We start from the raw sequence: 19147 nt of genomic DNA on the forward strand, positions 1-19147 counted from the left end.
TTGAGTCAGAGACTCAATGAATGCATTCCCAGTCGGAGACTGGGAACGAGGAAAGTCTTATCAAGCTAGGTTTTTAGGACTTGTGTGTACACCGTAGCTTATAAAGGGGGGAAAAAGAAATCTATTTAGTTCCCTCCCCTTTATAAGGGGAGGGTTAGGGTGGGGTAAAACCTTGATTAATCAGCAGAGACAGAGAAAATAAAAATCTTATTTTGCGTCTTGGTGTGAGTTGATATTACTAAGGAAAATAGAGTATGAAACTTTGTATTGTTACTCATAAAATCAAAAAAGGTGATGGTCAGGGGCGGGTAAACTATGAAGTTGCTAATGAAGCAATTCGTCGTGGTCATGAACTGACATTATTAGCTAGTGAAGTCGCTCCAGAACTAGAAGACAATAGCCAAGTTAATTGGATTAAAATTCCAGTCAAAGGCTATCCCACAGAATTTGTGCGTAATTTCGTATTTGCTCAAAAAAGTGCAGATTGGTTACGTCAACATCGCTCTGAAATTGATTTAGTTAAAGTCAATGGAGCAATTAATTTGGCTGCGGCTGATGTGAATGCTGTACATTTTGTCCACAGTTCATGGTTGCGATCGCCTGTTCATATTTCCCGCAACCGCCGAGACTTATATGGTTTCTACCAATGGCTGTTTACGGCTTTTAATGCCCATTGGGAAAAACGGGCTTTCCAAAAAGCACAGGTTGTTGTGGCTGTATCAGAAAAAATCGGTCACGAATTAGTCAATATTGGTGTACCCCGTTCTCGGATTCGCGTAATTGTCAATGGCGTAGACTTAGAAGAGTTTACCCCTGGCCAAAGCGACCGCCAAAAATTAGGTTTACCGGAAAACGTCACCCTAGCATTGTTCGCTGGAGATATCCGCACGCCCAGAAAGAACCTAGATACCATACTGCACGCCTTGGTGAAAGTTCCCGATTTACATCTGGCGGTAGTGGGTTACATCGAAGGTAGTCCCTTCCCTCAACTAGCGGCTTCTTTGGGGTTAAGCGATCGCGTGCATTTTGTCGGATATCGTCGTGATATCCCCGAAATTATGCGGTCAGTAGATTTATTTGTTTTTCCTTCCCGATATGAAGCTTGTAGCCTCGTATTGTTAGAAGCACTTTCTTCAGGACTACCAGTAATTACTGCCACAGCTACCGGAGGCGCAGAGTTGGTGACACCAGAATGTGGCATCGTTTTACCCGACTCAGATGATATTGATGCTTTAGCTGTGGCGCTGATGTCTTTGGTGAACGATGTCCCATTGATGCAGCAAATGAGCAAAGCAGCTCGTTCTGTGGCAGAACAACATAGCTGGATTACTATGGCACAAACTTATGTGGATCTATTTGAGGAGTTAAGCAAGAATGCGGAACACTGTTCTGATACCGACTTATCGCCGTCCACAAGACCTATCACGTTGCCTTTTGGCGCTACAGGAGCAAATTAAACCCGTTGATCAGGTGATAGTGGTTGTCCGCGACACGGATGCAGAAACTTGGCAATTCCTGGCGCAATTAAACGCGCCCAACTTGCCACTGCATACTGTGAAAGTGACACAACCGGGAGTAGTAGCAGCCCTCAACGCCGGATTGGCAGTAGTAGAAGGCGATATTGTTTCCATTACTGATGATGATGCCGCACCTCACCCAGATTGGTTAGAGCGGATCGCCGCTTACTTTACCTCAGATAGTCGCCTCGGCGGTCTGGGAGGGCGTGATTGGATACACCACGGCAGCAAATTAGAAGACGCATCCCGTCCAGTGGTTGGACAGTTGCAGTGGTTTGGGCGAGTGATTGGCAACCATCATCTGGGAGTAGGAGAACCGCGCGAAGTCGATATTCTCAAGGGCGTAAACATGAGTTTTCGTAAAGAGGCAATTGGACAATTACGGTTTGACGAGCGGATGCGTGGTACTGGAGCGCAAGTACACTTTGAAATGGCATTTACTCTCGCATTAAAGCGAGCTGGTTGGAAGATAATTTATGATCCTAACGTTGCTGTAGATCACTATCCAGCACAACGTTTTGATGAAGATCAGCGCAATAACTTTAATGAAATTGCCTTTATTAATTTAGTCCATAATGAAACCTTAGTTTTATTAGAGCATTTGCCATTTATCCGCCGAATTGTATTTTTATTCTGGGCAATATTCGTGGGTACATGCGATAGTTTGGGCTTCGTACAATGGTTGAGATTTTTACCTAGTCAAGGGCAGTTGGCGGGGAAAAAATTGCTAGCATCTTGGCGGGGACGTTGGCAAGGATATAAAGAATTTGTAATTCGTAATTCGTAATTCGTAATTAAAAAAGAAGTTTGTAGTAAGGACTTTAGTCCTTATTTTTTAAGCACTAAAGTGCTTACTACAAACCTTTGGTAAATCCAAAATCTAAAATTGAATGAATTCTAGACAGATACTTTTCAATAGTTTTTCACAAGAAAACTATTCTCCCCAAGAGCGATCGCTACAGGGTTGGATGGCGATCGCAGGTTTTCTATTACTGACTGTAGTTTGCTATTTTGCTGGGGCTACTGCTGCATTACGCCTAATTTATCCAGTGACAGCTTTAGTAGTAGCCGTGTTTTTATACTTGCGGCATCCCATTCTCTACATCAGCTTTACCTGGTGGATCTGGTTTCTTACGCCCTTAGCTACCCGCTTAGTTGACTATCGAGTTGGTTGGGATGCTAGCCGTCAAATGCTCATAGCACCCTATTTAGTGGTGTTTGTCACCATAGCAACTTTTTTACGACACCTTCCCCGCGCCTCTCGCCAAGGGGGATTACCCTTTGTTTTGGCTTTTATTGGAGTGTTCTATGGTTTTCTGGTAGGTCTGATTTATAACCCACCTATCCCTGTAGCCCGCGGTTTATTGGATTGGCTCAGTCCGATCATCTTCGCTTTTCACTTATTTACTAATTGGCGAGATTATCCCAGCTATCGCCAGAATATTCAGCGGACATTCCTCTGGTGTGTGTTGATTTTAGGGGCTTATGGCGTATACCAATTCGTGGTAGCTCCAGAGTGGGACAGATATTGGCTCATTGAATCAAAATTATTTACCAGTTCTGGAAACCCCGTACCTTTCGGGATGCGCGTCTGGAGTACATTGCACTCAGTCGGCCCCTTTGGTGCTGTTATGCAAGCTGGGTTACTGTTGTTATTTACTAGTTCAGGAAACTTAATTTTTCCTGCTTCAGCTGTTGGTTACTTGTCTTTTTTATTGACACAAGCACGTACTAATTGGGGAGGTTGGTTATTTGGAGTAATTATGATTATGGGTTCAGTCAAAACCCGAATTCAAATGCGCTTAATTGGCATAATCGTAGTGATGGCAATTTGTGTTGTGCCATTGACAACTATCGAGCCAATTGCTGGGGTTGTAGCAACGCGTTTGGAAACTTTGTCCAGTCTTGAAGATGATGGCAGCTTTCAAGATAGATCGGGAAGTTATGACAAAAATCTTGGTTTAGCCCTTTCTAATGGTTTAGGTAATGGGTTAGGAAATATTTGGAAAGTCAATGAAAAAACTGGTCAAATTGAAGTAGTGGTGATTGACAGTGGCATTTTAGATATGTTTTTCACTCTTGGTTGGTTTGGAGCCATCTTTTATATGGGTGGATTAATTTTTTTAATTATTAGTGTCAGCAAATATGGTGAAGGTCGTTTTGATAGTTTTATCAGTGCTGCCCGCGCCATCGGTATTAGTTCTGCTACTCAGCTAGTTATTGGTAGTGGGATGTTAAGCGTCGCAGGGATGATTCTTTGGGGATTTTTAGCTATGGCTATGGCGGGACATAAATATTATCAACATCAAAATAATTCGTTAAGTGGTCATTAGTCATTTGTCATTTGTCATTGGATTTTGTTAAAAGACGAAACTTATAACTTAAATAGGAATGATATAGATTATGAAAGTAATTATTGTAATGCCGCTGGCTGAACAACGAGGTGGCGGTGAAATGATGCTTTGGGACTTGGTGAAGCAGGGACGTAATGTCGGTGTTGAGTGGCTGGTGATATTTTTGGAAAACGGCCCGATGGTCGAACAAGTAAAGTCTCTTGGTATTGATGCGCGAGTTGTGGAAAGTGGACGTTTACGCCAAATCCACCGTTTTATTGGTGCTGTTTTTCGGATAGCTGCGATCGCACGCCGCGAACGTGCAGATATAATTGTCAATTGGATGTGGATCACGCATATATCTGGAGGTTTGGCGGCGATGCTGGCGGGCTTGCCTGCTATATGGTATCAACTAGAAGTACCTAGTGATAAGACTTGGTTGGTACGATTCGCTACTTTAATCCCAGCGCGGGCAATTATCACTCTTTCGCAAGATGGTAAACAAGCACAGGCAGAAATTTGGCCTCACAGACCAACGCCTTTGGTTTATCCTGGTGTCGCATTAGACCGATTTGAGCCTAATGCTTTACCAACTCCAGAAGAAGCACGCCGGAAACTGGGCTTACCTTTACACGGGCCGTTGATTGGAATTGTTGGGCGATTGCAACGATGGAAGGGAATGCACGTATTGGTGCAAGCAATGCCCAAAATTTTACAGAAGTATCCTGATGCTCATTGTGTCGTGGTTGGCGGTAAGCACGATTTAGAACCGGATTATGAGGACTTTTTAAAAGCAGAAATTGCCACCTTGGGCTTGAAAGAGCAAGTAATTATGGCTGGGCTACAGCGTAATATCCCAGAGTGGGTACAGGCGATGGATGTATTCGTTCATGCATCGGATAAAGAGCCGTTTGGGATTGTGATTATTGAGGCGATGGCGCTGGGTAAACCTGTGATTGCTGGTGATGCAGGTGGTCCGACTGAGATTATTACCGACGGGATGAATGGACTATTAACACCTTATGGCGATGCGGATAAATTAGCGATCGCAATTCTCCGCTATCTTGACGAACAAGAATTTGCCCGGAGTGCGGGAGTAGCCGCCAGACAACGCGCCCTCGATTTTTCAACGCAGAATTATGCCCAAAATTTTATTAGTGCAATTCGTTCTGCAATGCCTACCACTCTATCGCAAAAGTTTTAATCCTTTTGTAAACAGTGCTGAGTGCGATTATTAACGCCATGTGCGACTTTATCTCAAACCTAACCCCCAACCCCTTCCCTACAAGGGAAGGGGAGCAAAAATCAAAGCCTCTCTCCTTTTAGGAGAGAGGTCAGAATATTAAGTTGCACATCGCGTATTATTATTTTATTTTTACTCAGCACTCAGCACTCATTACTCAGCACTCATTACTAAGCACTTCTCAAAGCCACAATTGGGTCGAGTTTAGCGGCGCGACGTGCAGGAACAACGCCAAAAAATAAACCAATACCTCCAGAGACACCAACTGCCATAGTAATAGCTACAGGAGAAAGACTCGCTTCTAAAGGTGTCAAGGCTCCCACTAATAGGATGCCACTAATACCAACCGCAGTCCCAACTAAACCGCCAGCTGCGGAAACTATCACTGCCTCAATGATGAACTGTAGCAAAATATCTTGCTCAGTTGCCCCGATCGCTTTTCGCAATCCGATTTCTTGGGTGCGTTCGGTGACGGAAACTAGCATAATATTCATGATGCCAATGCCGCCAACAAATAACGATATGCCTGCGATCGCAGCTAGCATAATTGTCAATGCACCTGTAATTTGACCGACAGTTTGCAAAGCATCTTTCTGGGTGCGAATAGTAAAGTCATCTTCGCCATTAATTTTGTGCCGTAGACGCAGCAAATTAGTAATTTGAAATTCTGCTGCATCCACGCTATCGGAATCACTAGCGGCAGCAACAAGATAATCTAAGGCAATACCATAAGGAGAATTCTTTCCCACAAGTCGGTTTGCTGAAGTCGTAATCGGTATTAAAGCAGCATCATCATAATCTGCTCCCACGCTGGAACCTTTGGCTATTAGCGTCCCAATCACTTGAAAACTGGTATTTCCAACTCGCAATTGCTGTCCTATCGGGTTACTACTGCCAAATAGTTTTTCTGCCAAGTCTCCACCCAGCACTACAACTTGGTTACTTCGCTTAATGTCTACCTCAGAGAAAAACCTACCTTTGGCAGTTTCAAAATCCCGCACTGATAGGAAGCTGGGAGTTGTGCCAATGATGTTGACATCGGTGTTTTTATTGCGGTATGTAACTACCTGTCTTCTGTTTAACTCTGGCGCAACTCCTACTACTGTTGGTACTTGAGAAGCGATCGCTTCCGCATCTTGCAACACCAGAGTTTTTGGCACTTCAAAGGATATCCGCTGAGTTTCTCGATTACCTGGCAGTACAAATAGCACATTTGGCCCTAGTGACTCCAGCTGTTTATTAACGAACTTTTGCCCACCTTCGCCAATCCCAATCATGGCAATCACTGAGGCGTTGCCAATAACTATACCCAACATAGTGAGGGCGCTACGCAGCTTATTCGATAGCAGAGTTTTCCCCGCCATTTGGACACTTTCTAAAAAATTCATATCTTAAACAATTACGAATTACGAATTATTCTGTTCTTTCGCTTTTTCAATTTTGTAGTCTTTAGGTGGGTTCACAAAAACGCGATCGCCTTCTTTAATTCCCCCTAAAATCTGAGTTTGATTTTGGATTTGCGCCCCAATTGTAACTTCGCGGAACTGGGGTTTATTGTTTGCATCTGGTATGAGTACCCCAGTTTGACCCTTTTCGGTGACGATTGACACCGTTGGTAATACTAAGGCATTATTAACGCGATCGCCTAAGAAAGTCAGATCCACATTTAGGCCAGAACGCAGCTCATCTGTCCCAGTATCGAGAGCAACCCGCACCTGGAAGGATGTTACACCTTGTTCCACCACTGCTTCGGGAGCAATCAGGCGCACTTTACCTTTAAAAACTTGATCGGGATAAGCGTCGGCGACAATTTCCACTTGCTGTCCCTGCTTAATTCTGCCAATATCGGCTTCGGGAACTTGAGCTAATACTTCTAAACCCCTTGCTACAGCCACAATTGAACTGGAAGTTGCCGACGCACTAGCAGAAGCAGAAGTTGTGGGTGTAACAAACGCCCCTGGATCAGCATACTTTTGAGTAACAATTCCCGAAAGAGGAGCGCGAATAATAGTCTCATCTAACTGCACTTGCACACCCTTCAATTGAGCCTCAGCAGATGCAACTGCTGCTTGACGCTGGACAATTTCTTCAGAACGAGTGCCATCTTCTAAGAGTACCAATGCTGCTCGTGCTTCATTCACAGCGGCTTGGCGTTGGTCGATTTCCTCAGTCCGAGTGCCACTTTGGACTAACGACAATCGTTTTTTAGCTTCTTCTAAACTAGCTCTAGCACTTTTGTCGTCACTGATGGCTTGATCGAGTAATTGTTTTCTCTCTGCTCCCTCTTTATATAAGTATTGATAACGCTTTACCTGTTCACTGGTGTAATTCACCCTTGCTTGAGCCGCATCCACTTGTGATTGAGATTGAGCAATCTCTTGAGGACGATTACCAGCCTTAGCCGCAGCTAGTTGAGCTTGAGCTTGTGCTAATCGCGCCCTAGCTTGAGCGATTTCTTGAGGACGACTACCAGCAACAGCTTGGGCTAGCTGTGCTTGACTTTGGGCTAAGTTGGCACGGTACTGGCTCCTTTGGGCTTCGATGCTGGCACTATCCATCCGGGCGAGAATTTGCCCTTGTTGAATGCGATCGCCTTGTTCCACGTATAATTGCGACAGCACACCGGGGTTCTTCGGACTAATATTTACGCTTTGAACTGGTACGACTTTGCCACTAGCTGTAATCCGCAATGTCACATTTTGTGCTGCCACTGGCACTGTTAATTGAGCAATATCTTCTTTGTTTGTCCCTTGATTTACCAAGGTATAGGTTGTAACTGTAGCCACAACCAAAGCACCCCCTGCCATCAGCCCCATCAGCCAACGTAATGGATACTTAACTTTGCCAATAACTGGAATTTCTATGTGCGTAGCCATATTAAAGAAGCCTGTAAATCTTGCTATATAAGAGTAGCCTTTAGTTAGATGAAAAGTTGAAAATACGGAGTTGTTAAAGCTTTAGGATTAAATTTTTATGAGTGAAGAAACAATTAGACGCATAGTGTGCTTCATAATTGCTTAATCTTCCTTCATACTAGGCATTAGTATTTCTGTATGTCTTCACCTGAATGGGTGACTTTAGCCACAATGTATTAGTGCAATCCTGAACCATTCGCGAGATTCTACGGCTTACAATTCTCACCAATCAAATAGGATTGCTATGGTGCAACCAGGCATTGTAGCGCTTCTGGGTTGAGTCCAATACAGACCTAACCCCCAGCCCGGATTATAGTGTGGGAGGTTTGTTACTTTTTTCTATCTCCCCACACTCCCCACTCCCCACTCCCCATTCCAAACCGGTTTGTAATTATTACTGAAATTTGGTTAATAACCAAGCACCAACTTGACTTTGATTTATTTGACGAGTCTGCCATAATGCATCGTTTAATAAAGAAATTGCTAATCCGCTTAATACCTTGGTTTTCAATAGCAATGCTATCCAGGTATCGGTTGCTAGTTCGGTCTGTAATTCGCTTATAACATTGCGAAAGAGGAACTTTAACAACGATCATACAAGTTTCATTTTCCAACACTAAACGACTGTAGCCATGCAGTCCAGGAATTTATGATGCTGTGAGCAAGCAACATAGATGCTAAAACTTGATCTACTACTGTAAAACTAGTACATCGTGGCGAAAGTTTTCCGCCATATTTTTCTGTATTTGATTCCCAATTATGGAAATAAACGAATGGTTAAAGTAAATATTCTTCAAACGTATCTGCTCGGTAAATCGGGGTAGAAAGAAAAAATCGGAATGTAGATTGGTACATCCGGCGTTATAAAATATGACACATGACGCAAAAACCATCTGCTGAGAACTTAGTATTTGAAGTGCTGCAAACCATCGACACCAAAGAGATTGCAGATGAATCAATGCGTCGGACAGTAGAAATATTACTCAACTTGATAGAGCAGCAACAAGTAGAAATCAAAGAGCTACAGTCAGAAAACTAAAAACTGCGGGACGAAAACAACCTTTTCTTTTGGGCGAAGAAGGTAAACCAGACATAAAAGCCAATAAGAAGAAAGGGTTTAAAAACGACCAATTATCATAAAAAGAGCGAAAAACTCCAACAGAACATAATAAAAACCGAGCTTGAGTTTATCCTCAATTCGTTTACATACGAGTTATTAGAGGCTTTCAACATCCCAACAAAATGGATTATAATCGACTTTAAAAAACAGCCAGCGCGACACTAATTTGCAAAAAACGACATTAATTTGCGAAAGTACAAAAATCGGGATGACTGGATTCGAACCAGCGGCCCCTTCGTCCCGAACGAAGTGCGCTACCAAGCTGCGCCACATCCCGCCATAAAAATGGCATTGTAAATTAACAATATCACAACCTGTGGCAAATAGCAGAATTACATCTATATATAGGACTCATATTTGATTTCTGAAAAAACTCAGTACAACTAAGAAGCCTTCTTGACTATTGCCTACTTATTGCCTATTGCCTACCTATTGCCTATTGCCTACCTATTGCCTATTGCCTATTGCCTGCCTACGCAAATTAGTTCAGAAATCAAAGCGGATTCCTATATATATGATCACTTCATCCAAGGGTTTGCTTGCTACGATTGAATTTGTATAACTCTAATGGTAAAAGCGGATTGTGACTGTAAAACCAGACTGGTTGCGGGTGAAAGCACCTGGGCGTGAGCGCATCGGTAACGTTAAAGAAATTTTGCGGGATTTAGCCCTCAATACAGTTTGTGAGGAAGCGTCCTGTCCGAATATTGGTGAATGCTTCAACGCTGGGACTGCCACGTTTTTGATTATGGGCCCGGCTTGTACACGCGCTTGTCCCTACTGCGATATTGATTTTGAGAAAAAACCTAAACCACTAGACCCCACAGAACCTTCACGACTAGCGGAAGCTGTTCGCCGCATGAACCTTAATCATGTAGTAATCACTTCTGTAAACCGAGATGATTTGCTTGATGGTGGTGCGTCTCAGTTCATGGCGTGTATTGATGCAGTTCGCTCTGTTTCACCCAACACGACAATTGAGGTGCTAATTCCTGATTTGTGCGGTAATTGGAATGCTCTAGAGTTGATTCTACAAGCTGCGCCAGAAGTATTAAACCACAATACGGAAACTGTTCCACGCTTATATCGCCGGGTGCGTCCCCAAGGAAACTACGATCGCACATTAGAATTATTGCAACGCACTCGCAAACTTTCTCCCAGCACATACACTAAATCCGGGATCATGGTTGGACTCGGTGAAACTGATGCCGAAATCCGCCAAGTCATGCAAGACTTGCGAACTGTAGATTGCGACATTTTGACAATTGGGCAATATCTCCAACCCAGTCAAAAACACTTGCAAGTAAATGAATTTGTCAACCCAGAACAATTTGCTGCTTGGAAGGCATTCGGCGAAGAAATCGGATTTTTACAAGTTGTTTCTTCACCATTGACAAGAAGCTCATATCATGCAGAAGAAGTCAGGAAATTAATGGAACGTTACCCCCGCAGCCAATTTTAGATTTTAGATTTTAGATTGGTGAGCTAAGAGGATAGGGAGACTTTTGATTTAATGACTAATCCAAAAACTGTAGCAATTCTTGGTGCGGGTGCTTGGGGTGCATCTCTGGCAAATCTCGCCGCCACAAATGGTCATCAGGTGCGCGTGTGGTCGCGTCAAGGTTCCCAAACTCTGGAAGCAGTTTTAAAAGATGTCCAAATAATCCTGTCCGCTATCTCGATGATTGGTGTGAGGGATGTTGCTTCACAAGTCCAGTCTTTCCCCCTTTCTCCAGAGGCAATTTTTGTGACGGCGACGAAAGGCTTAGACCCCGAAACTACCTGCACGCCGTCACAAATTTGGCAAACAATATTCCCTAACCATGCAGTAGTTGTTTTGTCTGGGCCTAATTTATCGAAAGAAATTCAAATGGAGCTACCAGCAGCCACAGTGGTAGCCAGTAATATTCCCACGGCTGCGGAAGTAGTGCAATTAGTATTTTCTTCTCATCGTTTCCGGGTATATACCAATCCCGACCCTTTGGGGGTGGAATTAGGGGGAACACTGAAAAATGTGATTGCGATCGCAGCTGGTGTGTGCGATGGTTTACAACTGGGAACAAATGCCAAAGCTGCTTTAGTCACCCGTGGACTTACAGAAATGGTTCGCATCGGCAACAATTGGGGTGCAAAGACAGAAACTTTTTATGGTTTATCAGGTCTAGGGGATCTGTTAGCAACGTGCAATAGTCCTTTAAGTCGCAATTACCAAGTCGGCTATCAGTTAGCTGGTGGTAAGTCACTTACAGAAACTCTCGCAAATTTACAAGGAACTGCTGAAGGAGTAAACACTTGCCGAGTTTTAATGCAACGAGCCAAGCAACAAAACATCACAGTCCCAATTACCGAGCAAGTTTATCGGTTACTTCAAGGCGAAATCACACCCGGACAAGCACTTGATGAACTGATGTTGCGAGATATCAAGCCAGAGTACAACTACTAGTTAATAGTCTGTCAAGTTGAAATTAGCACTTTAAGACTGACATACAAGACGACGCAAGTACACGGAGAGGGTGTTTGACAGTTTACTTACATCTTTTATCTCCGTGTCAAGAGGATTTTTACCGTTAATACTAATAACTTCTCTGATATCTATTAGTTCTACTTATACCTGAATAATCCTTAGAAAAAATTAGTAAATCGTCAGGATATTACTTTAGTCACCATGTAAATGTGACTATGCCAATTATAAAGATGACATTCACTGAAGGATGTTTATACTGTGTTACAAAAGTTACTATTTTAACCCTTAGTGGTTAAAATAGTAACTAAGTAGTTGAAATATTGAAAGCCTAGCTATGGATTTAAATAGCTATTGATTCAATCAAAAGTTTAACAGCCGATTAAGTTCAGTAATACTGTATCCAATAAAACCATTACAGTTAATTTCTAAAAAAAAATTGTAATGGAACCTTCAACCATGTTAGTTCATCGTAAATCACGGGAACAATAGCAACAGTTGAATAGCTGACCGTAATCTAAGCTGACCGTAATCTATTGTTACCTGGAGCCATTGAGACGATCTTTATGCCAGCAACATCTTTTTATGCAGATGCCCCCTACAACACCAAAAAGTCCCGCCAGGCTTTGGACTCGGATCTCACGGTTGATGACAGTGAGTTATCGGTAGATGATTTACAGGAGCTAGAGATGGCTTCTGTTGACAACGCTAACTTTGCTGCTAACACTAACCGCCGGAGTACAGACCTAGTACGTCTGTATCTTCAAGAAATTGGTCGGGTTCGCTTGTTAGGGCGGGATGAAGAAGTTTCAGAAGCTCAAAAAGTCCAACGCTACTTGCGGATGCGGATAGTGCTTGCTAATGCCGCCAAGCAAGGAGATGAAGTGATTACGCCCTATCTCCGGTTAATTGAAGTTCAAGAACGTCTGACCTCTGAACTCGGACATCGCCCGTCTTTAGAAAGGTGGGCTGCTACTGCTGAAATAGTTTTAGCCGATCTCAGACCAACTTTGGCAGATGGCAAACGTCGCTGGGCTGAAATCGCCAAGTTGACAGTAGAAGAGTTGGAGCAAATTCAGTCCCAAGGACTCCAAGCAAAAGAACACATGATTAAGGCTAATCTTCGCCTAGTTGTGTCTGTTGCCAAGAAGTATCAAAATCGCGGTTTGGAATTGTTGGATTTAGTCCAAGAAGGCACACTTGGTTTGGAGCGGGCTGTAGAAAAATTTGACCCAACTAAAGGTTATCGCTTCAGTACTTATGCTTACTGGTGGATTCGTCAGGGAATTACACGGGCGATCGCTACTTCTAGTCGCACGATCCGCCTACCGGTTCACATTACCGAAAAGTTAAACAAAATCAAAAAGGCTCAACGCAAAATTGCTCAAGAAAAAGGTCGGACTCCGACTCTAGAGGATTTAGCAACTGAGTTAGAAATGACACCGACCCAAGTCCGAGAAGTTTTGTTGCGGGTTCCTCGCTCCGTTTCTTTGGAAACCAAGGTAGGGAAAGATAAAGACACTGAGTTAGGTGAATTACTCGAAACTGACAGTGTAACCCCAGAAGAGATGTTAATGCGAGAATCTTTACAAAGAGATTTGCATCATCTTCTGTCAGATTTGACTAGCCGGGAGCGCGATGTCATCTTGATGCGGTTTGGTTTGGCAGATGGTCATCCTTACTCTTTAGCAGAAATTGGCCGCGCTCTCGACTTATCCCGCGAACGAGTCCGACAAATTGAATCCAAGGCTTTGCAAAAGCTACGCCAACCCAAGCGCCGCAACCTGATCCGCGACTATTTGGAGTCTCTCAGTTAGTCAATGATCAAGAGTCATTTGTCATTAGTGAGCCAGTGCGGTCTTGGGGGTTTCCCCCATGAGCAACTGGCGTTAGCGTAGCGTTAGCGACGTAGGAGCGTCACCCGCAGGGTCATTTGTCATTAGAAAACTGCACTTGACAAATGACTATGGATAAAAGAGCGATTTGATCTCCAGCTTAAAAGCCTCTTAGAGACTTGTAGCAAATAATTTGCATTTAATTGCAGAAACTTACCCCCAGACCTTTGCTCAGATATTTTGAAGGTGGGGATCAAATCAGCAATTTAAAATTCACTAATTCAAAATTCAAAGTCAAGGGATGCAATCGTTACAAGTATCCTAACTATTAACTGTATGTAAATTAAATGCATTACAGCCTATTAGTTGAATTTTGATCAAGATTTGATGAATTGTTTTTAAATATTTAATATAAATTCTCAATAGGCAATGATTGTTGCAAATTGCTCCCAAGATTTGTTATATTCTCAATTAACGAGCTTTGTTGAGAAATATTAGTATGACTGTCTACACAACTACTTCACTCAAGGCGGAACTGAACGAACGAGGCTGGCGATTAACTCCCCAGCGCGAAACAATTTTACACATTTTTCAAGAACTTCCGCAAGGTGAACATCTGAGTGCGGAGGATCTTTATCATCGGCTAGAAACTGATGGTGAAGGGATCAGTCTGTCAACTATCTATCGGACTTTGAAGTTGATGGCAAGAATGGGAATTTTGCGGGAACTCGAACTGGGCGAGGGACATAAGCATTATGAAATCAACCAGCCCTATCCCCATCATCACCATCACTTAATTTGTGTTAGATGCAACTCAACTATTGAGTTTAAAAATGACTCAATTTTAAAAATTGGGTCGAAAACTGCTCAAAAAGAAGGTTTTCACCTACTTGACTGTCAAATGACCATCCATGCAGTGTGTCCCAAGTGCCAACGGGCGCTGATGCCGCTTTAGCACTTGGGTGTATAAAAAACGAAACTACTCAAATTAACCAAATAAATGGAATTTTGAGCAGTTTTTAATTTGCTGTTACTGGAGGTAGGCAACCAGTTGGTAAGTAATACTAACAACACCAAAGCGGATGTTAAAAGCGTCCGCTCTTAAGATCCTTGAGACTGATGCCGTAAAACTCCTGGGCTTGTTTAATCGCTTTTTTGGTGTCATCTGCCATCACACCGTTCAGCTTACCTTTATAAAAACCCCGCTCCCGTAGACGCGTTTGGATTTCTAGGGTATTAAATTCGCTTTTGCTAGCAGTATTAACTGAGCTATATAACTTAGCTCGTGTTGTTGGGCCAGCAACGCCACTTGCTGCCAAGTAATTAGCAGCTTGGAATCTCCTTACAGCATCGGCAGTATAGGGGCCATAGTAGCCATTTGGCTCTCCCTCTAAATATCCTGCCTGGATCAATTGTTCTTGAACAATTCTAACTGGCTCACCGCGATCGCCTACACGAAGTTTATCTCGATTGACTACCTTTTTGGGAGCCTCTTCTCCACTACCAATGCCAACTCCGGGCAATTTACCTAATGTTGCTGGGCCAACAACACCGTCAACGCTCAATTTATAAGCATCTTGGAACCGCTTGACAGCTTCTTCAGTAATTGGGCCAAATATTCCTGTGGCGTTCCCGTAATAAAAGCCCGCGACTCTTAAGCGTTCTTGTAAAACCCTGACATTTTCACCTTCATCCCCTTTAGAAAGGTAGTTGGAATTACGGCGCTGGCTAGTTGCTGAACTAGTAGTGCTAGGCTTTTTGGCTTGTGTACTTACAACAGTAGCTTTTTTCGCTTGTGTAGTCGTAGTACTGGGCTTTTTAGCTTGCCAACTTTCTAATTTTCGCAGGGTGCTTGCTCCAACAATGCCGTCCACTGGTAAACCAGCAGCCTTTTGGAATCGCCGCACAGCTTCTTGTGTGGATACGTCATATACTTGGGTAACAGAAGCTTGGTAAAAACCTGCTGTTTTCAACTTTTGTTGTAGATTTCTGACAGAAGGACCTTGATCGCCTTTTTCCAAAGCTATGACACTGCTCACAGCGCCAAGAATGGACAAGGACAGAGCAAGGGGCAACATATACTTCCAAGCCCTACCAGAAAGCCGTTTCCAGTCTGGCGCAGCTGCTTTGTTAAACAAAGAACTGAGGGATACCAATTCACTGGGTGTGCTGTCTTCGTAGGCGAAAGCTAGGTGCAAATACGCAAGATTTTCCATATTTGTTTCCTACACCATTGATTTTTCTTCGATAACTGCTTCAGCTTGATGTACTAGGTTCCTCAAAGCTTCTAATGTTCCTATATTTACATCCTCCCACAAATTGCGCTTGTGTGCTTCTAATAATTTTTCAGCAATATCACGCAGAGCGTAAGGGTTCTTTTGCTGAATAAATTCTGACACAACTGGGTCGAGCAAGTAAGCCTCTACTATGCCTTGATACATATAATCTTCGACACATTTGGCTGTTGCATCATAGGCGAATAAAAAATCTACCGTCGCCGCCATTTCAAAAGCACCTTTGTATCCGTGGCGCATAACTCCTGCAATCCACTTGGGATTAACTACACGAGAGCGATACACTCGTGCAATTTCTTCTTTCAGTTGGCGAATTCGTGGTTGGGCGGGTATGGAATTATCACCAAAATAAGTTTGGGGGTTTTTTCCCTGTAGAGAACGCACCGCTGCGGTTAAGCCACCCTGAAATTGGTAATAATCATCAGAATCGAGTAGGTCGTGTTCACGGTTATCTTGATTGTGCAGCACAACTTGCATTTGCGCCAAGCGTTGCTTGAAGGCTTCGGGAGAGGGGAGTGGGGAGTTAGGAGTTAGAAGTGAGGAGTTAGGAGTAGGGATTGGGGATTGGGAGTTAGGAAGAATTTCTCCCCCTCTGCTCCCCTGCTCCCCTGCTCCCCTGCTCCCCTGCTCCCCTGCCAAGTTTCCCGAAGAGTAGGCGTAAGAACTCCAGTTGATGTAGGCGCGGGCTAAATCTTCGTCATCTGTCCAATTTTGCGATTCGATTAAACCTTGAAGTCCGGCCCCGTAAGCACCTGGGCGAGAACCAAAGATCCGATAACGCGATCGCACCACGGCTTCTTCTAAAGTTAATCCTTGGCTTGTCCACAAATCAGTTTCTTGACAAACTGCATCTGCTAGAGGATTTTGTTCTGGCGGTTCATCTAAGTCTGCTACTGCTGATACTGCTTGATCGAATAAGTCAATTAAGTTGGGAAAAGCATCGCGGAAGAATCCTGAAATTCGCAAGGTGACATCTACACGAGGCCGTCCCAAAATCGCTAAGGGCAAAATTTCAAAATCTACTACTCGCCGCGCCGCACCATCCCATACAGGTTGGACTCCGAGTAAAGCCAAGGCTTCGGCTATATCATCACCGCCAGTTCTCATGGTGGCAGTTCCCCACAATGATAAGCCTAGTGTTTTGGGATACTCGCCATGTTCTTGAGTGTAATATTCTACGAGGGTTTCAGCGGCTTTTCTGCCGATATCCCAAGCTGTTTCTGTGGGAATGGCGCGAATATCGACAGAATAAAAGTTTCTCCCGGTTGGTAAAACTTCGGGGCGGCCGCGTGTGGGTGCGCCAGATGGAGCGCTGGGGACATATCCGCCATCTAGTCCGTGTAATAAGTGGGTGATTTCTTCGGGGGTTTTTTGTAAGGCTGGGAGGAGGCGATCGCGTATCCAGGTGGAGACGCGATTCATTGCGTCTCCACCTCCAGTACAGACGCGATGAATCGCGTCTCTACAAGAGTCCTGATTCCTGAATTCTGAATTCTGAGTTCTGAGTTCTGAGTTCTCAATGATGAGTTGTTCTACTAGAAGGGCGGCGTGTTCTTCTAGGACTTCGACGATATCACCGAGGGTACGGCATTGTGTGCCATTGACTATTGAGTATTCACCACTAGTCATTGACAAATCGGCTGTGAGAGGGTCGAAATCTAGTCCCCAATCTTGAGCGATCGCACGGGTAATACCTGGAGAATGGCGATTGGGGATGCGAGCGATCGCTACTATTAAGTCTCGCAGTTGTCTTCCTTGGGGACATTGCCCAAAAATGTGTAATCCGTCGCGGATTTGGGCTTCTTTTAATTCACACAGATAGCCACCGATGGAATTCAAAACCAGAGATTCAGAATTAAAAATTTCTGTTTCATTTTGGATTCCTAAATCTAAATGGAGATTTTCTTTGATTACCAGTTCGCGGATGCGATCGCGAATCACTGGCAAACGCGAAGGATCTAAACTGTCTGCTTCGTAATACTCATCAATTAAATTTTCTAACTGTTGCAAAGAACCGTAGAGTTCCGCGCGAGTCATCGGTGGCGTGAGGTGATCTATAATCACCGCTTGAGCACGACGTTTGGCTTGGGAACCTTCACCAGGATCGTTGACAATAAACGGGTACAGGTGGGGAAGTGCGCCAAAAGCTACTTCTGGATAACAATTACTCGATAAAGCCACACTTTTACCCGGTAGCCATTCTAGATTTCCGTGTTTTCCCACATGAACTACAGCATCAGCACCAAAAGTTTCTCTAACCCAATAGTAGAAAGCTAAATAAGCATGGGTTGGTTCTAAATCCGGTGCATGATAATTCAAACTGGGGTCATTATCATAACCTCTTGCTGGCTGAATTCCCACGAAGACGTTGCCGAGTTGAATTCCAGAAATGGGGATTGGGCATTGGGCATTGGGCATTGGGGATTTGTTATTCCCATGCCCCATGCCCCATGCCCCATTCCCCATTCCCCACCTTTCACTAATACCTTGCTGAACTGCTGGCGGTAATGAAGCGAAATATTCTTGATATTCTTCCCAAGAAACACTTTGGTTTACCGGAAGCGATTCTCTACCTTCTGGATCGTTGGTTACACCATCTGTCAGCCGTTGAATCAACTCGTCTCCTTCAGCAGGTGGATTTTCTACTTCATACCCAGCTTGATGTAAAGCTTGCAGGATTTCTACACAACTAGCTGGGGTATCGAGTCCCACACCATTGGCGAGGCGGCCATTGCGGTTGGGGTAGTTTGCCAGAATTAGGGCAATTCGCCGTTCTTGGGGTGGTTTGGAACCCAGACGCGCCCAATTTGCTGCTAATTTAGCAACGAACTCGATGCGATCGCTCACTGGTTCATAAATTACCACATCTGTCTCTAAATGAGGATTGCGAGTTTGCAATGCTTTAAAAGACACAGCACGAGTAATAATCCGCCCATCTACTTCTGGTAGCGCCACATTCATCCCAATATCACGGGGAGAAAGCCCTTGAAATTGTGACTCCCACTGCTCAATTGATCCGCCACTGAGGATTACCTGCAACACAGGCACATCTAATTTTTCCCATAGTTCAGTTTGGGGCGTTTCGCTTTCCAATCGTGCTAGAGAAAAACTGGTGGTATTTAGTAGTACAGCGATTGATTCGGCTTCTTTGGGTTGAAAAAATTCACTCAACTCAACTTGCACATCTGGTTCACGCAATGAAGAAACAAACACTGGCACTGGTTGTAAATTTTTCTGTACCAAAGCTTCGCATAAAGCATCAATTACTTTAGTATTCCCCGCTAAATAATGAGCGCGGTAGAAGAGGATGCCGATTTTGGGCATGGGGCATGGGGCATGGGGCATGGGGTATTGGAACCCCTGAGCTTCTGAGGTGGATGAACGGAGTTCTGAGGTGGATTCATCCGGTTCAAAGGTGGATGAACGGAG

The 19147-nt window shown here is 43.9% G+C and carries 13 protein-coding genes and 1 tRNA gene; 9 read left to right on the plus strand and 5 right to left on the minus strand.

What is annotated here, in order from left to right; translation table 11 throughout:
• The first annotated feature begins 254 nt into the window (after positions 1-254).
• From A4S05_RS36360 to A4S05_RS36375, 4 genes are all read left to right on the plus strand, one after another.
• Positions 255-1457 (plus strand): glycosyltransferase family 4 protein, encoded by a 1203-nt coding sequence (locus A4S05_RS36360; RefSeq protein ID WP_069074612.1) that lies wholly within the window; start codon positions 255-257, stop codon positions 1455-1457.
• Positions 1375-2304, plus strand: a complete 930-nt coding sequence (locus A4S05_RS36365) for a glycosyltransferase family 2 protein (protein WP_069074613.1) — start codon at positions 1375-1377, stop codon at positions 2302-2304. The genes A4S05_RS36360 and A4S05_RS36365 overlap by 83 nt, the downstream gene beginning before the upstream one ends.
• 103 nt (positions 2305-2407) lie before the next feature.
• A complete protein-coding gene (locus A4S05_RS36370; protein ID WP_069074614.1) occupies positions 2408-3850 on the plus strand; it encodes a glucose-6-phosphate isomerase in 1443 nt (480 codons plus the stop codon).
• 70 nt (positions 3851-3920) lie between these two features.
• Positions 3921-5054 (plus strand): glycosyltransferase family 4 protein, encoded by a 1134-nt coding sequence (locus A4S05_RS36375; protein ID WP_069074615.1) that lies wholly within the window; start codon positions 3921-3923, stop codon positions 5052-5054.
• A 209-nt stretch (positions 5055-5263) separates the two neighbouring features.
• Here the strand turns inward: A4S05_RS36375 and A4S05_RS36380 are convergent, their stop codons facing one another.
• Complete coding sequence (locus tag A4S05_RS36380) at positions 5264-6481, minus strand: ABC transporter permease (protein ID WP_069074616.1); 1218 nt, start codon at positions 6479-6481, stop codon at positions 5264-5266.
• An 18-nt stretch (positions 6482-6499) separates the two neighbouring features.
• Positions 6500-7969, minus strand: a complete 1470-nt coding sequence (locus A4S05_RS36385) for an efflux RND transporter periplasmic adaptor subunit (RefSeq protein WP_069074617.1) — start codon at positions 7967-7969, stop codon at positions 6500-6502.
• A 916-nt stretch (positions 7970-8885) separates the two neighbouring features.
• Between A4S05_RS36385 and A4S05_RS42410 the strand changes: the two genes are divergently transcribed.
• Positions 8886-9047: a hypothetical protein gene (locus A4S05_RS42410; protein ID WP_176727215.1), complete on the plus strand. Its 162-nt coding sequence runs from the start codon at positions 8886-8888 to the stop codon at positions 9045-9047.
• A 284-nt stretch (positions 9048-9331) separates the two neighbouring features.
• On the opposite strand, the gene A4S05_RS36400 is transcribed toward A4S05_RS42410, so the two are convergent.
• Positions 9332-9405, minus strand: a tRNA-Pro gene (locus A4S05_RS36400).
• Positions 9406-9711: 306 nt separating this feature from the next.
• Between A4S05_RS36400 and lipA the strand changes: the two genes are divergently transcribed.
• The 4 genes from lipA to A4S05_RS36420 all read left to right on the plus strand — a co-directional run bounded on the left by lipA (position 9712) and on the right by A4S05_RS36420 (position 14379).
• Positions 9712-10590, plus strand: coding sequence for a lipoyl synthase (lipA, locus tag A4S05_RS36405; RefSeq protein WP_069074619.1), 879 nt, complete (start codon positions 9712-9714; stop codon positions 10588-10590).
• A 51-nt stretch (positions 10591-10641) separates the two neighbouring features.
• Entirely contained in the window at positions 10642-11571 is a 930-nt protein-coding gene (locus tag A4S05_RS36410; RefSeq protein WP_069074620.1) for an NAD(P)H-dependent glycerol-3-phosphate dehydrogenase, read from the plus strand.
• 584 nt (positions 11572-12155) lie between these two features.
• Positions 12156-13406: an RNA polymerase sigma factor SigC gene (gene sigC / locus A4S05_RS36415; RefSeq protein ID WP_069074621.1), complete on the plus strand. Its 1251-nt coding sequence runs from the start codon at positions 12156-12158 to the stop codon at positions 13404-13406.
• 517 nt (positions 13407-13923) lie between these two features.
• Positions 13924-14379, plus strand: a complete 456-nt coding sequence (locus tag A4S05_RS36420) for a Fur family transcriptional regulator (protein ID WP_012407750.1) — start codon at positions 13924-13926, stop codon at positions 14377-14379.
• Positions 14380-14509: 130 nt separating this feature from the next.
• Here A4S05_RS36420 and A4S05_RS36425 read toward each other — a convergent pair whose 3' ends face one another.
• Entirely contained in the window at positions 14510-15640 is a 1131-nt protein-coding gene (locus A4S05_RS36425; RefSeq protein ID WP_069074622.1) for a peptidoglycan-binding domain-containing protein, read from the minus strand.
• 9 nt (positions 15641-15649) lie between these two features.
• On the minus strand, positions 15650-19147 hold a 3498-nt coding region (cobN, locus tag A4S05_RS42415), incomplete at its 5' end, for a cobaltochelatase subunit CobN (RefSeq protein ID WP_256091388.1).

Source organism: Nostoc sp. KVJ20 (assembly GCF_001712795.1).
Taxonomy (GTDB): Bacteria; Cyanobacteriota; Cyanobacteriia; order Cyanobacteriales; family Nostocaceae; genus Nostoc.

Excerpts from the sequence above, each read along its gene's own strand:
- A4S05_RS36360 (WP_069074612.1), top strand. The coding sequence starts at position 255 with ATGAAACTTTGTATTGTTACTCATAAAATCAAAAAAGGTGATGGTCAG.
- A4S05_RS36365 (WP_069074613.1), top strand. The coding sequence starts at position 1,375 with ATGCGGAACACTGTTCTGATACCGACTTATCGCCGTCCACAAGACCTA.
- A4S05_RS36370 (WP_069074614.1), top strand. The coding sequence starts at position 2,408 with ATGAATTCTAGACAGATACTTTTCAATAGTTTTTCACAAGAAAACTAT.
- A4S05_RS36375 (WP_069074615.1), top strand. The coding sequence starts at position 3,921 with ATGAAAGTAATTATTGTAATGCCGCTGGCTGAACAACGAGGTGGCGGT.
- A4S05_RS36380 (WP_069074616.1), bottom strand. The coding sequence starts at position 6,481 with ATGAATTTTTTAGAAAGTGTCCAAATGGCGGGGAAAACTCTGCTATCG.
- A4S05_RS36385 (WP_069074617.1), bottom strand. The coding sequence starts at position 7,969 with ATGGCTACGCACATAGAAATTCCAGTTATTGGCAAAGTTAAGTATCCA.
- A4S05_RS42410 (WP_176727215.1), top strand. The coding sequence starts at position 8,886 with ATGACGCAAAAACCATCTGCTGAGAACTTAGTATTTGAAGTGCTGCAA.
- A4S05_RS36410 (WP_069074620.1), top strand. The coding sequence starts at position 10,642 with ATGACTAATCCAAAAACTGTAGCAATTCTTGGTGCGGGTGCTTGGGGT.
- sigC (WP_069074621.1), top strand. The coding sequence starts at position 12,156 with ATGCCAGCAACATCTTTTTATGCAGATGCCCCCTACAACACCAAAAAG.
- A4S05_RS36420 (WP_012407750.1), top strand. The coding sequence starts at position 13,924 with ATGACTGTCTACACAACTACTTCACTCAAGGCGGAACTGAACGAACGA.
- A4S05_RS36425 (WP_069074622.1), bottom strand. The coding sequence starts at position 15,640 with ATGGAAAATCTTGCGTATTTGCACCTAGCTTTCGCCTACGAAGACAGC.